This window comes from Streptomyces sp. NPDC051921 (assembly GCF_040680975.1).
GTDB lineage: Bacteria > Actinomycetota > Actinomycetes > Streptomycetales > Streptomycetaceae > Streptomyces.
In genome coordinates this window covers 210,441-225,615 of the sequence record NZ_JBFAXU010000007.1, presented here as the reverse complement: position 1 = coordinate 225,615, position 15,175 = coordinate 210,441, and the positions used below count along the sequence as shown (strand labels likewise).

The 15,175-nt window shown below is 69.7% G+C and carries 12 protein-coding genes and 1 tRNA gene; 5 read left to right on the top strand and 8 right to left on the bottom strand.

The genetic code is table 11. The annotated features are described in order from the left end of the window. The first annotated feature begins 89 nt into the window (after positions 1 to 89). Positions 90 to 1,472 carry an aminotransferase class V-fold PLP-dependent enzyme gene (locus AB0M16_RS12335; protein ID WP_365341700.1) on the top strand — a complete coding sequence of 461 codons (1,383 nt, stop codon included), beginning with the start codon at positions 90 to 92 and terminating at the stop codon, positions 1,470 to 1,472. After that, a complete protein-coding gene (locus AB0M16_RS12330) occupies positions 1,469 to 2,884 on the top strand; it encodes a SidA/IucD/PvdA family monooxygenase (RefSeq protein WP_365341698.1) in 1,416 nt (471 codons plus the stop codon). The genes AB0M16_RS12335 and AB0M16_RS12330 overlap by 4 nt, the downstream gene beginning before the upstream one ends. A 15-nt stretch (positions 2,885 to 2,899) precedes the next feature. Here the strand turns inward: AB0M16_RS12330 and AB0M16_RS12325 are convergent, their stop codons facing one another. After that, a complete protein-coding gene (locus AB0M16_RS12325) occupies positions 2,900 to 4,711 on the bottom strand; it encodes a 5'-nucleotidase C-terminal domain-containing protein (protein WP_365341696.1) in 1,812 nt (603 codons plus the stop codon). A gap of 125 nt (positions 4,712 to 4,836) precedes the next feature. Here AB0M16_RS12325 and AB0M16_RS12320 point away from each other — a divergent pair, with 125 nt between their 5' ends. Then, positions 4,837 to 5,511, top strand: a complete 675-nt coding sequence (locus AB0M16_RS12320; protein WP_365341694.1) for an SIMPL domain-containing protein — start codon at positions 4,837 to 4,839, stop codon at positions 5,509 to 5,511. Between the two features lie 146 nt (positions 5,512 to 5,657). Continuing rightward, positions 5,658 to 7,088, top strand: coding sequence for a pyruvate kinase (pyk, locus tag AB0M16_RS12315; RefSeq protein WP_365341692.1), 1,431 nt, complete (start codon positions 5,658 to 5,660; stop codon positions 7,086 to 7,088). Positions 7,089 to 7,094: 6 nt separating this feature from the next. Here the strand turns inward: pyk and AB0M16_RS12310 are convergent, their stop codons facing one another. Beyond that, on the bottom strand, positions 7,095 to 7,883 hold the full coding sequence (locus AB0M16_RS12310; protein WP_365341690.1) for a helix-turn-helix domain-containing protein: 789 nt from the start codon (positions 7,881 to 7,883) through the stop codon (positions 7,095 to 7,097). 81 nt (positions 7,884 to 7,964) lie between these two features. After that, positions 7,965 to 8,047, bottom strand: a tRNA-Leu gene (locus AB0M16_RS12305). Between the two features lie 104 nt (positions 8,048 to 8,151). On the opposite strand from AB0M16_RS12305, the gene AB0M16_RS12300 reads away from it, so the two are divergent. Beyond that, positions 8,152 to 8,814, top strand: coding sequence for a response regulator (locus AB0M16_RS12300; protein ID WP_365341688.1), 663 nt, complete (start codon positions 8,152 to 8,154; stop codon positions 8,812 to 8,814). A gap of 78 nt (positions 8,815 to 8,892) precedes the next feature. Here the strand turns inward: AB0M16_RS12300 and AB0M16_RS12295 are convergent, their stop codons facing one another. The 5 genes from AB0M16_RS12295 to AB0M16_RS12275 all read right to left on the bottom strand — a co-directional run bounded on the left by AB0M16_RS12295 (position 8,893) and on the right by AB0M16_RS12275 (position 14,739). Continuing rightward, positions 8,893 to 9,609: an ABC transporter ATP-binding protein gene (locus AB0M16_RS12295; RefSeq protein WP_365341686.1), complete on the bottom strand. Its 717-nt coding sequence runs from the start codon at positions 9,607 to 9,609 to the stop codon at positions 8,893 to 8,895. Then, entirely contained in the window at positions 9,606 to 10,691 is a 1,086-nt protein-coding gene (locus tag AB0M16_RS12290) for an ABC transporter ATP-binding protein (protein WP_365341684.1), read from the bottom strand. Before AB0M16_RS12290 ends, AB0M16_RS12295 begins: the two co-directional genes overlap by 4 nt. Positions 10,692 to 10,696: 5 nt before the next feature. After that, a complete protein-coding gene (locus tag AB0M16_RS12285) occupies positions 10,697 to 12,445 on the bottom strand; it encodes a branched-chain amino acid ABC transporter permease (protein WP_365341682.1) in 1,749 nt (582 codons plus the stop codon). Between the two features lie 5 nt (positions 12,446 to 12,450). After that, a complete protein-coding gene (locus AB0M16_RS12280) occupies positions 12,451 to 13,383 on the bottom strand; it encodes a branched-chain amino acid ABC transporter permease (protein WP_365341680.1) in 933 nt (310 codons plus the stop codon). Positions 13,384 to 13,500: 117 nt separating this feature from the next. Further along, positions 13,501 to 14,739 carry a branched-chain amino acid ABC transporter substrate-binding protein gene (locus tag AB0M16_RS12275; RefSeq protein ID WP_365341678.1) on the bottom strand — a complete coding sequence of 413 codons (1,239 nt, stop codon included), beginning with the start codon at positions 14,737 to 14,739 and terminating at the stop codon, positions 13,501 to 13,503. Positions 14,740 to 15,175: the final 436 nt, after the last annotated feature.

Here is a 15,175-nt window from a genome sequence, read left to right as displayed (position 1 = left end):
ACCGTCCCCGTCCACCCCTTGTCCCTCGTTCGGGTCACATCGAGAACCTCTTCGGACACACCACCAAAAACCCCGGCACCCTGTCGTCCATGCGTGCCGCACCCCTCGCCGGAGGCGCCCCCGGCCCCGACCACCTCCGCCCGCTCCTCGACACCGTCCTCGACGCCCTCCGCTCCGGCGCGGAGGAACGCGGCGGCCCCCTCCCCGCCGGCGGCCCGCACGCCGTCGCACACCAGCTGCGCGAGACCCTCGAAGGCCCGGCACTTCCGGACACCGGGACAGGCCAGGACGAAGCGCTCCGCACCCTCGTGCACGCCCTCGCCGCCGGCGCCGCCGACCCCGCGCACCCCCTCTGCGCGGCGCACCTGCACACCCCGCCGCTCGCCCTCGCCGCCGCCGCCGACCTCGCCGCGTCCGCGCTCAACCCGTCCCTGGACTCCTGGGACCAGGCCCCCGCCGCCTCCGCCCTCGAAGCGCTCGTGTCGGCGGCCCTCGCCGCCGAAGTGTTCCCGGCGGCGCCCGCACCCGACGCCCTGGTCACCACCGGCGGCACCGAGTCCAACCAACTCGCCCTGCTCCTCGCGCGCGAGCGCCACGGCTCCGTCCAGACCGTCGTGGGAGCCGACGCCCACCACTCCTTCCACCGCGCCGCCTGGCTGCTCGGCCTGCCCGAACCGGTCGTCGTGCCCGCCCCGAGCGGCACCATCGACCTCGTCGCCCTCGACGAGGCACTGACCGACCTCGCCGGCCGCCCCCTCCTCGTCGCCGCGACCGCCGGCACCACCGACGCCGGACTGATCGACCCGCTCCCGGAGATCGCCGAACTCTGCGCGGCGCACGGCGGCGCGGACCTGCACGTGGACGCCGCCTACGGCGGCCCGGTCCTCTTCAGCGACACCCACCGCCCCCTCCTCGCCGGGATCGACCGGGCCCGCACCGTCACCGTCGACCTGCACAAACTCGGCTGGCAGCCCGCCGCCGCCGGACTCCTCGCCGTACGGGACGGCGCCGACCTCGCCGTCCTCGGACACACCGCCGACTACCTCAACGCGGACGACGACACCGAGGCCGGACTCCCGGACCTCCTCGGGCGCTCGCTGCGCACCACCCGCCGCCCGGACGTCCTCAAGACCGCCGTCACCCTGCGGGCCCTCGGCCGCACCGGGCTCGGCGCGCTCGTCGACGTGTGCATGGACCGGGCGCAGCAGCTGGCCGACCTCGTCGAGAAGGCCCCGGGCCTGGAGCTGTACGCCCGGCCCGTCCTCACGACCGTCCTCTTCCGGCCGCACGACGCCGACGACACCACCGTCGCGGGCATCCGCCGCACCCTCCTCGCCGAGGGCCGCGCCGTCCTCGGCCGGGCCGGGGCCGACGGCCGGCTGTGGCTCAAGGCCACCCTGCTCAACCCCCACGCCACCCCCGACGACCTGGCACAGATCATCACCCTCGTGGAAGGCGGCATCGACCGATGACCGGCAGCACCCCCCAGCACGACCTCGACCGCCCGTACGACCTGGTCGGCGTCGGCATCGGCCCGTTCAACCTCTCGCTCGCCGCGCTCGGCCACGGCGTCCCCGGCGGCCTCGCGACGGCCTTCTACGAGCAGCGCCCGGCCTTCCACTGGCACCCCGGGCTGCTCATCGAGGGCGCCACCCTCCAGGTCCCGTTCCTGGCGGACCTGGTGACCCTCGCCGACCCGGCCAGCCCCTGGACCTTCCTCAACTACCTCCGCTCCCGCGACCGCCTCTTCCCCTTCTACTTCGCGGAGAAGTTCCACATCCAGCGCGCCGAGTACGACGCCTACTGCCGCTGGGTCAGCGAGCGGCTCCCCGGACTCCACTTCGCCCACCAGGTCGACGCGGTCCGCTGGAACCCCGAACGACGCCTCTTCGAGGTCGACTTCACCCAGCTGGACGCCGACGGCGAGGCCGAAGCCCTGGGCCGCTCGTACACCCGCAACGTCGTCCTCGGCGTCGGCACCGAGCCCTACGTCCCCGAGCCGCTGAGGCCGCTCGCCGAAGCCCCCGGCGTCCCGGTCATCCACTCCGCGGACTACCTCGCACACCGTGAGACCCTGCTCGCCGCCGGACACGTCACCGTCATCGGCTCCGGCCAGTCCGGCGCCGAGATCTTCCTCGACCTGCTGCGCGCCCGCCCGGCCGGCCAGGAAGCACTCCACTGGCTGGCCCGCACCGAGGCCTTCGCCCCCATGGAGTACTCCAAGCTCGGCCTGGAGCACTTCACCCCCGACTACACCCGCTACTTCCACGCGCTGCCCGAGCAGGTCCGCGGCGAACTCTTCCCCCGCCAATGGCAGCTGCACAAGGGCATCGACGCCGACACCATCGCCGCCGTCCACGACGAGCTCTACCGCCGCACCCTGCACGGCGGCTGGCCCGACGCCGTCCTCACCCCGGGCGTCCGGGTCCGCACCGCGGGCCGGGTGGCCACCACCAAGGTCGAACTGCACCTGGAGCACGTCCAGCAGGCCACCCGCTCCCGGCTGACCACCGACGCCGTCGTCCTCGCCACCGGCTACCAGGAGCGCCCCGTCGACCGGATGCTCGCCGGTCTCGACCCGTACCTGCGCCACGACTCCGCCGGCCGGGCCCGGATCGACGCCGACTACCGGCTGGTCCTCGACCCCTCCGTCACCGGCTCGGTCTACGTCCAGAACGCGGAGCGGCACACCCACGGCGTCGGCGCCCCCGACCTGGGCCTGGCCGCCTGGCGCAGCGCCGTCATCCTCAACTCGGTGACCGGCAAGGACCCGTACCCGCTGCCGCGCCGCACCGCCTTCACCACCTTCGGCCTGGACGCGCGAGAGGCGCCGAGCATTCCGGCCCAGGGCCAGAAGCTGACGCCTCTCGCTCGAAACGTGTGACGACCGGGGCGAGCCCTAGAAGACCGGCACGCCGTCCCGGGTCAGCTTCCAGTCCACCGACGCGAACGCCGCCGGGTCGACGGTCCCCTTCGCCTTCACCCACTGGATGATGGTGTTGCGGATCTCGTCCGAGTTCGACCACAGCTTCGGGGCGGCGGCGACGTGCGGGAAGGCGCCGCCACCGTTCGCCCGGTAGTTGTTGACGGCGAACACGAACTGCGCCGCCGGGTCGAGCGGCTTGCCCTGGAAGGACAGGTTCGCGATGCGCGAGCCGGCCGGCTTGGCGATGTCGATCTCGTACGTCAGACCGGACACGGCGTCGTAGTTGTAGTCCGGGGTGCCGTTCGCGTTGGTCAGCTTCGCGGTGTCCACCGGCGCGCCCGCCGCGGTCTGCACGTAGTACCGCGCCGAGAACTCCAGGTAGTCCTTCAGCTGGGCGCCCGTCATCAGGCGGGCCTCCATCGTGTTCTCGAAGGGGTAGAGCCCGGCGGCGTCCTTGATGGTGATCTGCCCGGCCGGGATGCGGGCCGTGCGGGAGAAGCAGGAGGCCTGCGACAGCACCGGCAGACCCGCGTACTGGCCGCCCGCGAGGGCGGCCTTCACGGTCTCGGCCTGGACGACGTTGATCAGGTCGATGATCGGCTCGTCCTTCCACGGCGCGTCGGCCGTGGTCATGGCGGCCGTCGAGGTGCCGATGACCTGGTTGACGTACTCCACGACCTTCTTGTGCTCGTCGACGAGCAGCCCGGTGATCTCCGGGTCCTCGGCCACCGTGTTGGAGTTGAGCACCTTGGCGCCGACCTTCTCGACGACCCAGCGGCCCTTCTCCCATACCAGCTCGAAGTCGAAGAGAGTCAGGCGCTGGCCCCACTTGAGCGGCTCGGACAGGACGACGTCCTTGCCGGTCGCCTTGTTCGTGACCTTGTACTCGGGGATCTCGGTGTGGGCGTGGCCCACGAGGATCGCGTCGATGCCCGGGACCTGCTCGGCGACGAGGCCGGCCGCGTTCTCGATGTACGGGAGCTGGTCGCCGTACGAGGAGGTGCCGCTGGAGCCGGAGTGGGCGGAGACGATCACCACGTCGGCCCCCATGGAGCGCAGCTTGGGCACCCACTTGGCCGCCTGCTCCTCCAGGCCGGGGAAGACCATCTTGCCGCTGACGTTGGCCTTGTCCCAGATGGCGATGCCGGGGTTGGTCAGACCGAGGACGGCGACCTTGACGTCACGGCCGTGCGGGGTGCACAGGCGGTGCATGCTGAACGGCGGGAAGGCCGGGCGCAGGGTCTTCGCGTCCAGCGCGTTGGCGCCGAGCAGCGGGAAGTCGCACTGCTCCTGGAACTTCCGCAGCACCGGGATGCCGTAGTTGAACTCGTGGTTGCCGAGCGCGGCGGCGTCGTAGCCGATGGCGTTCATGGCCTGGGCCATGGGGTGGACGGGGCCGCCGGTCTGGGTGATCGGGTCGACCTTGGCGTAGTAGTACGACAGCTGGGTGCCCTGGATGGTGTCACCGGCGTCGATGAGCAGGGTGTTGCGCTCGCCCTTCTCGGCACGGACCTGGTTGACCAGGGTGGAGATCTTGGCGAGGCCGACGTCGTTGTGGGCCTTGTCGTCGAACTCCTTGTCGGTGAAGTAGTCCCAGTTGAAGACGTTTCCGTGCAGGTCGGTGGTCCCCATCACGGTGAAGGCGTACCGCTTCCGCGGGTGCGGACGGCCGGCGCCGACGGTCTCCTCCGCGGCCTCGGCGGGGGCGGTGACGGCCCCGGCGAGGGCCACACCGGCCCCGGCGGCGGCCGAGCGCTCCAGGAACGTCCTGCGGTTCAGCGGCATGAGTGTTTCTCCCCTTGTGTTCTGTGGCGAGGGCGCGATCGTGGGCGCACAACGCGCGTAGATTCTGGCTCAGACCGCGCGGCCGCAACAGACCTTTCGAGTTACGGAGTGGGAAAGTGTTCGGTATGACGCAACAGCACCCCACCCCCGAGGCCCCCCAGGTGACGGTTCGCGGCGAGGGCCGGCTGGAGGTCGAACCCGAGCTCGCCCGGATCGGGGTCGCGGTACGCGCCAGGGGCACCGACCGAACCTCCGTCCTGGCCGCCCTCACCGCCCGGAACGCCGAGGCGATCACCCTCGTGAAGTCGTACGGCGAGGCCGTCGCCCTGCTGGAGACGGGCGCCCTGTCCGTCACCCCCGAGCCGGCCCGGCACGGCCGCGGCGAGCGGGTCCGCGGCTACCAGGGCTGGGTCCACCTGTCGGCCGAGCTGACCGACTTCACCGCCCTCGGCGAGCTCGTCACCCGCCTCGCCGATCTGGAATGGACCCGGGTCGACGGCCCCTGGTGGGCCCTGCGCCCGGACTCCCCGCAGCACGCGGAGGCCCGCCGACAGGCGGTACGGGACGCGGTGCGCCGGGCCCGCGAGTACGCCGAGGCGCTCGGCACCTCGCTGACGGCCCTGCTCGAACTCTCCGACACCGGGCTCACCCCGGGCATGCCCGGGCCGGCCGCCGGGATGCGCATGGCCTTCGCGGCCGAGGCGACCGAGACACCCGCCCCCCTGGACCTCGAACCCCAACGCCAGACGGTCACCGCGGAAGTCGCCGCACGGTTCACGATGGCCCCGCCCGCACTCTGAGACGAACGCCTTTTCGGCCCGAATTCCGCTCATCGGAGCAACCCGGCGCACAAATTCAAGACTTGTCAACAACCTTTCACGGAAAGGTTGTTGAGTAGTCATGCCCGGCCCCTTCGCTACCCACTGGTAAGGCCTAGGCTCGCCTTATGCGCCGAGCAAAAATCGTTTGTACCCTTGGGCCCGCCACCGAAACATACGACCAGATCAAGGCGTTGATCGAGGCCGGAATGGACGTGGCCCGCTTCAACCTCAGCCACGGCAGCTACGTCGACCACGAGGTGCGCTACCAGCACGTTCGCAAGGCCGCCGAAGAGACCGGCCGCAGCGTCGGCGTCCTCGCCGACCTTCAAGGCCCGAAGATCCGCCTCGGTCGATTCCGCGAGGGCCCCGTACTCCTTGAACGCGGTGACGAATTCACCATCACCGTCGAACCGGTCGACGGCGACCGCCACTGCTGCGGCACCACCTACGCCGGCCTCGCGGACGACGTCACCGCCGGCGAGCGCATCCTCGTCGACGACGGACGCGTCACCCTGGAGGTCACCACCGTCGACGGACCCCGCGTGCACACCCGGGTCGTCGAGGGCGGCATGGTCTCCGACAACAAGGGCCTCAACCTCCCCGGAGTCGCCGTCTCCGTCCCCGCCCTGTCCGAGAAGGACATCGAAGACCTGCGCTGGGCCCTGCGCACCGGCGCCGACGTCATCGCACTCTCCTTCGTCCGCAGCGGCCGCGACGTCGAGGACGTGCACCGGATCATGGCCGAGGAAGGCCGCAAGATCCCCGTCATCGCCAAGATCGAGAAGCCGCAGGCCGTCGAGAACATCGACGACATCGTCGCCGCCTTCGACGGCATCATGGTCGCCCGCGGCGACCTCGGCGTCGAAATGCCCCTGGAACAGGTGCCGATCGTCCAGAAGCGAGCCGTCAAACTCGCCAAGCGCAACGCCAAGCCGGTCATCGTCGCCACCCAGATGCTCGACTCGATGATCGACAACTCCCGACCCACCCGCGCCGAGGCCTCCGACGTCGCCAACGCCGTCATCGACGGCACCGACGCCGTGATGCTCTCGGGCGAGACCAGCGTCGGCAAATACCCCATCGAGACCGTCCGCACCATGAGCCGCATCGTCGAGGCGGCGGAAGAAGACATCCTCGCCAAGGGCCTCCCGCCCCTGACCGAACGCAACAAGCCCCGCACCCAGGGCGGCGCCGTGGCCCGGGCCGCCGCCGAGATCGGCGACTTCCTCGGCGCGAAGTTCCTCGTCGCCTTCACCCAGTCCGGCGACACCGTCAAGCGCCTCTCCCGCTACCGCTCCCCGATCCCCCTCCTGGCCTTCACCCCCGACCCGGAGACCCGCTCCCAGCTCAACCTCACCTGGGGCGTCGAGACCTTCCTCGGCCCGCACGTGGACTCCACCGACGCCATGGTCGCCCAGGTGGACGAAGAGCTGCTGCGCATCGGGCGCTGCAAGAAGGGTGACATCGTGGTGATCACGGCCGGCTCGCCGCCCGGCGTTGCGGGGTCCACCAACCTGGTCCGGGTGCACCACATCGGCGACCCGGTGACCAGCTGACGGGCGTCAGTACTTGGGGCCGATGTGGGCGTCCATGAGGGCCACCGAGTCCCTGCGGGCGACGGAGATGTTGTACGGCCTGCCCGCACGCGTGCAGTGCGTCCACTCGACGCCGAGCTTGTCGAGGGCGTCGGTGTACAGGCGGCGGATGTCGTCGGAGACGTTGGTGAAGAAGTAGCGGACGTACTCGTACCGCTTCTTCTCGCCCCGCACGACGCGGGAGGTCCAGTTGACGAGGCGGCACCCGTCGGAGTGGACCAGCCCGCGCACGAACTCCCACGCGTGCGCGTCGACGATCCGCTGCTGCCAGGCTTCGAGCGCGATGCGTCGCTCGTGTTTCTTGCCGGGGCCGTGCTGGGGGAACAGGCAGACCCAGTGCTGCGTGTAGGACTTCACCTCGACGCAGCCGGCCCTCTGTCGCCTGCCGGTACGGGGCTGGGGCAGCACCCTGCGCATGGCGTCCTCGGCCGCATCGATCAGGCCGACCTGGGTGGCGTTGCAGTAGACGGACAGGTGGTGCTGCTTGTGCCGGGAGACGATGTGGCCGTCACCAAGGTAGAGGCCGAGCAAGTACGCGTACGCGACTTCGTCGAAGTCTGTCCCCTCGCATCGGGGACATTGGGAACTCGCCTGGCGCCTGCCTGGACACTCGCCGCGTTTGGCCAGGTCCATGTGTTTCCAGTAGCTGATCGTGCCGCTGGGCACATTCAGCATCTGGGCGACATCGCGGTTCCGAGCGCCGCCGCGGAGGAGGGTGAGTGCCTGCTGTCGTACTTCAGTTCCATGGTCGTCCATGCGGCCACTTTGCGTGGCTGATCGTGTCCCTGTGTAACAAAAAGTGGAGATTCACGAGAATGTGAACCTCCACTTCAGCTGTACCGGGTGCGGGACTCGAACCCGCAAGCCCTCACGGGCAGAGGTGTTTGAGACCTCCGTGTATACCGTTCCACCAACCCGGCCAGATAGCTGATCGGAGTGTACCCGGTGCGGAAGCGCTGTGGCAGCTAGGTACCCTTCATGTGCAGCACCCGCCTTGTATCGAGGCCTTGAACGAGGAGCCCGCGTGACCGCCCCCGAGTCGCCCCAGCCCGACGCCGACGACGCCGCCCCCTCCCACGTCCCGCCGCTGACGACCCGTGTCGTCATCGCCGAGGACGAGGCCCTCATCCGTCTCGACCTCAAAGAGATGCTGGAGGAGGAGGGCTACACCGTCGTCGGCGAGGCCGGCGACGGGGCCACGGCCGTGGAGCTCGCCCGGGAGCACCGCCCCGACCTGGTGATCCTCGACGTGAAGATGCCCGTCCTCGACGGCATCTCGGCGGCCGAGAAGATCGCCGGCGAGTCGATCGCCCCGGTCCTCATGCTCACCGCCTTCTCCCAGCGCGAGCTCGTCGAGCGCGCCCGGGACGCCGGCGCCATGGCGTACCTGGTGAAGCCGTTCAGCAAGAGCGACGTGGTGCCGGCCATCGAGATGGCCGTCTCCCGCTTCGCCGAGCTGCGCGCCCTGGAGAAGGAGGTCGCCGACCTCTCCCAGCGTCTGGAGACCCGCAAGCTCGTCGACCGCGCCAAGTCGATCCTCCAGACCCAGTACGGCCTCACCGAGCCGGCCGCGTTCCGCTGGATCCAGAAGACCTCCATGGACCGCCGCATGTCGATGCAGCAGGTCGCCGAGGCGGTCATCGAGGACGCCGAGGAGAAGAAGGCCGCCAAGGCCAAGGAGCAGTAGGCGCCCCGCGTACGCGAGCAAGGGAGAAGGCCCGCCCCACGACGGTGTGGGGCGGGCCTTCTGCTTGCGGGGGAGGGGCTACTCCTCGCCGAGGTAGGTCTTGCGCACCTCGTCGTCGTGGAGCAGGTCCTGACCCGTGCCGGACAGCTTGATCTTGCCGACCTCGAGCACGTACGCCTGGTCCGCGAGCGAGAGCGCGGCCTGCGCGTTCTGCTCGATGAGCAGGATGGTCATGCCTTCGGACTTCAGCGTCGAGATGGTCTCCATGATCTTCTGCATCATGATCGGGGAGAGGCCCATCGACGGCTCGTCGAGCATCAGCAGCTTGGGCTGGGACATGAGCGCCCGGCCCATGGCCAGCATCTGCTGCTCACCGCCGGAGAGGGTGCCCGCGGCCTGCTTGCGACGCTCGCCCAGGATCGGGAAGAGGTCGTAGGCCTTCTGGATGTCCCGCTCGATGCCGTCCTTGTCCTTGCGGAGGAAGGCGCCGAGCTGGAGGTTCTCGGCGATGGTGAGCCGGGGGAAGATGTGCCGGCCCTCGGGGGAGTGGGCGAGTCCGAGCGAGACGACCTTGTGGGCCGGGATGCCGTTGAGCGCCTGGCCGTCGAAGCTGATCTTGCCGGAGGTGGGCTTGATCAGTCCCGACAGGGTCCGCAGGGTCGTGGTCTTGCCGGCGCCGTTGGTGCCGATCAGGGCGACGACCTGGCCGGCCTCGACGGAGAAGGAGATGCCCTTGACGGCCTCGATCTTGCCGTAGGCGACCCTGAGGTCCTCGACCTCCAGAAGTGCGGTCACTTGGAGTCTCCTTCGGTGGTGCTGTCCGCTTCGTCGGAAGCGGGAGTCTCGGCCGCGTCGGCGTCGGCGTCGGCCTCAGCCTCGGCGTCGGCGTCGGCGTCGGCGTCGGCGTCGGCGTCGGCCTCGGCGTCGGCCTCGGGCTCCGCGTCGGCCTCAGCCTCGGCGGTGGCCTCGGGCTCGGCCTCCACCTCGGGCTCGGCCTCCGCCTCGGTGGCGGCCTCGTCCTCGGCGGCGGCCTCCGCGGCCTCCACCTCGGCGAGCTCCTCCGCGCCCGGCGCGTCCTCGTACGGCGTGCCCAGGTACGCGGCCACGACGCGCTCGTCGCCCTGGACGACCTCGGCGGTGCCCTCGACGAGCTTCTCGCCCTGGACGAGCACGGCCACGCGGTCGCACAGCTTGAAGATGAACTTCATGTCGTGCTCGATGACCAGGACGGCGATGCCGCGGTCGCGGATCGCGAAGACGAGCTCCTCGGTGGTGCGGGTCTCGCTCTGGTTCATGCCGGCCGTCGGCTCGTCGAGCAGCAGCAGACCGGGGTCGCTGGCCAGCGCGCGGGCGATCTCCAGCTTGCGCTGCTCGCCGTACGGCAGGTTGCGCGCCAGGTGGTCCGCCTTGGCGGCCAGGCCCACGAACTCCAGGAGCTCCATGGCGCGGTCGCGCGAGGCGGCCTCCGCCTTCTTGAAGCCGGGGCCGCGCAGCAGCGCGGACCAGAGGCCCTCCTTGGTCCGGGTGTGGCGTCCGACGAGGACGTTCTCCAGGACCGTCATGTTGGAGAAGAGCCGGATGTTCTGGAAGGTGCGGGCGATGCCGGCCTGGGTGACCAGGTGCGGCTTCGGCGGCAGGACCGTGCCCTTGTAGCTGACCTGGCCCTCGGTCGGGACGTACAGACCGGTCAGGCAGTTGAAGAAGGTGGTCTTGCCGGCGCCGTTGGGGCCGATCAGACCGACGATCTCGCCCTCGCGGACGGTCAGGTCCACGCCGCGGACGGCGGTCAGACCGCCGAAGCGCATCGTCACGCCGCTCGCCTCGAGGACGGTGGCGGCCGTGGCCGTGGTGGTGCCGGTTTCGGTGGTGGTCGTCATGGCGTTCACGCCTCCGCCTTCGCCGTGCCGACGCCCGACTCCGCTTCAGCGGCCTGTCGTTGCTCCGGTACGTCGACCTGGTCGTCGTTCTCGTGGAATTCCAGCTGCGCCCGCTTGTTGGCGATGAGGCCCTCGGGGCGGAAGCGCATCAGCAGGATCAGGGCGATGCCGAAGCCGAGCAGCTGGTAGTCCTGGAGGAACGAGAGCTTGGCCGGGATCAGGAAGAGCAGGGCGGAGCCGACGATGGGGCCGGAGATGGTGCCCATGCCGCCGAGGATGACGGCCGCCAGCAGGAACGCCGAGTTCGGCGGGACGGGACCGGCGAACACGTAGTTCTCCGGGACCACCGTGGTGTTGACGTGCGCCTGCACGGTGCCCGCGAGGCCGGCCAGGGCCGCGCCGAGGGCGAAGGCGACGAGCTTCACCCGGAAGCCGTTGATGCCCATGGCGGTGGCGGCGGTCTCGTCCTCGCGGATCGCGACCCACGCGCGGCCGATGCGGCTGTTGCCCGCCCGGGAGAAGACGACCACGACCAGCGCCATGATGAGGATCATGAGCAGGTAGTAGTTGGCGTAGGCGCCGAGCTCGACACCGAGGACGGTGTGGGACTCGCCGAAGTTGTAGCCGAAGAACTCCAGCTGCGGGATGTTCGGGATGCCGTTCGGGCCGTTGGTGATCTGCGGGCCGGAGGTGCCGTCCAGGTTGCCCATGGCGATGCGGAAGATCTCTCCGAAGCCCAGGGTCACGATGGCGAGGTAGTCGCCGCGCAGCCGCAGGGTCGGGGCGCCGATGACGACACCGAAGACCAGCGAGGCGGCCATGCCGGTGAGGGCGGCGGCCCAGAAGGGGAACTGGACTCCGAAGGCGGAGGAGGTGGCGCCGGAGACCAGGGCGGCGGTGTACGCGCCGACACCGAGGAAGGCGACGTAACCGAGGTCGAGCAGACCCGCGAGGCCGACGACGATGTTCAGGCCGAGCGCGACGGTCGCGAAGATCAGGATGTTGACCGCGATCAGCGTGTACGTGTCGCCGCTCTGCTGGATGAACGGGAAGGCGATCGCCATGACGAGGCTGGCGGTGATCGTGACCTGGCGGTTGCGTGCGGTGATCTGCGAGAGGCGGGCGGTGAGCCCGGACTTGACCAGCGCGGTGGCGGAGAAGCCGACGAGGATCAGGTACGCGATGAAGAGCTGCGGTTCCGAGTCGTCGGTGTCGATGCCGAAGGTGACCACGAAGAGGCCCAGGGCGAAGACGGCGACGATGACCAGGACCTCGGCCCAGGACGGCAGCTGCTTCGCGGGGGCGGCCTTGCGGGTGTCGTCGGGCAGCTTGTACGCGGCGATCGCCGGTACGGCCGCGGCGATGACGGCGACGCCGGCTCCGGGCTCCAGGTCCACCAGGGCACCAAGCTCCACGATGATCGAGAGCGCGGTGAAGAGGGTGGTGGCGAAGGTGCCCAGGGCCAGGATCCACAGCGCCTTGCGGGAGCCGGTCGGGGCCAGCCAGCCGAGGCCCTTGATGCCGAGCCCGGAGAGCGCGTACAGGCCGGTGAGCACCGCGCCGACCAGCGTGAGCAGCTGGAGCGGGGCGGGGTTGCCGTAGATCGTGAGATTGCCGGGGAACGCGGTGGTCCACGTCCAGGCGAGGAAGGTGGAGGCGGCGGTCGCGACGGAGCCGGCGACGGCGGTCCAGAGCAGGGCCGCGGGCGCGGCGGGGGCCTTGGGGACGGCCTGGTCGAGAGTGGTGTCAGTCATGGTGCTCACGCCCTGTCCGCGACGCGCTCGCCCAGCAGACCCTGTGGCCTGACGAGGAGTACGAGGATGAGGAGGACGAAGGCCCACACGTTGGACCAGGCACCGCCGCCGAGCTGCTGCATGCCGGGGATGTCCTCGATGTAGGCGATCGAGAGGGACTCGGCGATGCCGAGGACGACGCCGCCGACCATGGCGCCGTAGATGTTGCCGATGCCGCCGAGGACGGCCGCGGTGAAGGCCTTGAGGCCGAGGATGAAGCCCATCTCGAAGTTGATCTGGCCCTTGTCGAGGCCGTAGGCGACGGCGGCGACGGCGGCGAACGCGGCACCGATGGCGAAGGCCATGACGATGATGCGGTCGGTGTTGATGCCCATCAGCTTCGCGGTGTCCGGGTCCTGCGCGGTGGCCTGCATGGCGCGGCCGCTGCGGCTCTTCGAGACGAAGACGCCGAGGGCGAGCATGCACAGCGGGGCCAGGGCGAGCACGAAGGCGTCGGCGCGCTGGATCTGGAGGCTCTCGGTGATCTTGAAGGCTTCGCCCTTGAACTCGGGGAAGCTGACGGCCTTCTTGGCGTCCGGGTAGAACTGCCACACGAGCTGCTGCAGCGCGATGGACAGGCCGATCGCGGTGATCAGCGGGGCGAGCCGGGGCGCGTTGCGCAGCGGCCGGTAGGCGAACCGCTCGGCGGCGGTGGCGACGGCCACGGAGGCGATCGCGCCACCGACGATCATGAGCGGGATCGCCACCAGAAGGGACGTTCCGCTCGGCAGAGCGGTATAGGTGGTGAGGGCGCCGAAGCCCCCGATCATGAAGATCTCGCCGTGGGCGAAGTTGATGAGCTGGACGATGCCGTAGACCATGGTGTACCCGATGGCTATGAGGCCATAAAGGGCACCGAGGGCAAGGCCGTTGGCCAGCTGTTGCGGCAGTTCGTGCACCGCAGGCCTCCGATGAGCTTGTCGGATAAGACTCCGCGCGAGGGCGCTGTTTGCGCCCTCGCGCGGCTGTGGTTCAGGTGGTGCGGGGCTCCCGGCCGGGGGACCGGGACGGTGTGCTTACTGGTTGAAGGTGTCGCTCTTGACGTCGACCCACTTGCCGCCCTCGACCTTGTAGACCGTGAGCTGCTTGTTGGTGGTGTCGCCGTACTCGTCGAACGAGACCTTGCCGGTCACGCCGTCGAAGGAGACCTTGCCCAGGGCCTCGGTGACCTTGGCGCGGGCGTCGGTCGGGACCTTGCCGCCGTTGGCGGCGACGACGGCCTTGACGGCCTGGATGATCGCCCAGCCGGCGTCGTAGGAGTAGCCGCCGTAGGCCGCGTAGGGGTCCTTGTAGCCGCCCGCGTTGTAGTCCGCGATGAACTTCTTGGCGGTGTCGAGCTTCTCGACCGGGTAGCCGATCGAGGTGGCCAGGTCGCCCTCGTTGGCCTCGCCGGAGGCGCTGATGAAGGCCGGGTCGTAGATGCCGTCGCCACCCATGACCGGAACCTTGGCGCCGGTCTTCTTGATCTGGTCGGAGAGCAGACCGCCCTCGGGGTACTGGCCGCCGAAGTAGACGGAGTCGGCGCCGGTGCCCTTGACCTTGTCGGCGGTGGAGGAGAAGTCGGTCTCCTTCACGGTGACGTGGTCGGTGCCGACGACCTGGCCGCCGAGACGCTTGAACTCGTCGGTGAAGATCGCCGCGAGGCCGGCGCCGTAGGTCTGCTTGTCGTCGACGACGAAGACCTTCTTCTTCTTCGCGTCGTTGAAGAGGTACTGGGCGGCGAACTTGCCCTGGACCACGTCGGTGGCGGCGGTACGGAAGTAGGTCTTGAAGGGACGCTTGAACTCGCCCTTGCCCCAGTTGTCACCCTGCGACAGGGAGGGGTTCGTGTTGGCGGGGGAGACCTGCGCCAGGTTGGCGGCGGCGAAGACGCCCTGCATCTGCTGGGAGACGCCGGAGTTCAGCGGGCCGACGACACCGACGACGTCCTTGTTGCCGACCAGCTTGGTGGCGTTGGCCTGGCCGGAGGCCGGGACGGCCTGGTCGTCGAGGGCCTCGATCTTGAACGTGACGCCCGGGACTTCCTTGTTCTTGTTGGCGGTCTGGACCGCCAGGTCCACGGAGTTCTTGATGCCCTGGCCCAGAGCGGAGAGCGAACCGGTGAGCGGGGCGTCCACACCGATGACGACGGTGGTGGTGCCGCCGGCGTTGTCGCCGCCGCCGCCCTTGCCCTCGTCGCGCGAACCGCAGGCGGTGAGGGTGAGCGCTCCCGTGGTGAGCACGCTGGTCAGGATGAGCAAAGAACGGTGTCGCACGAAAAATCCTTTCCCTGGCGCGGCCCCCTCAAGCTGAGGCGGTGCCGTGAAGCTGTGTAGCTAGAGGTGCCGTTTTCGATGCCGGGCCGTACTGGTGGAGCAGGGCCGTGCAGAGGAAGCGCCCGGCGGCGCGGTGACTGGCCGTGACTCTAAGCGCAGCCGGGGAAGGTCCGGGAGCGCCCAGGTCAGGATGTGACTGTCTTGTTATGCCGACGGGGGGAACCGGTGTGCGGGCCATGGGCAAACTAGGGCATATCGGTCTCTAGTTCGGTGTTCACATAGTGAGAACGCCCAGTTCCGCTAAGGGGCTTGAGCAGATCTTGGTCCTGACGGCCCCCTCGGAGGACTCTCCGGATATCGGACAATGGCCTCATGGCCAGCGGACGAACGGACTGACCGGCGCACTCCGCTTCCCCCTGGCGCGGATGTCACGCAG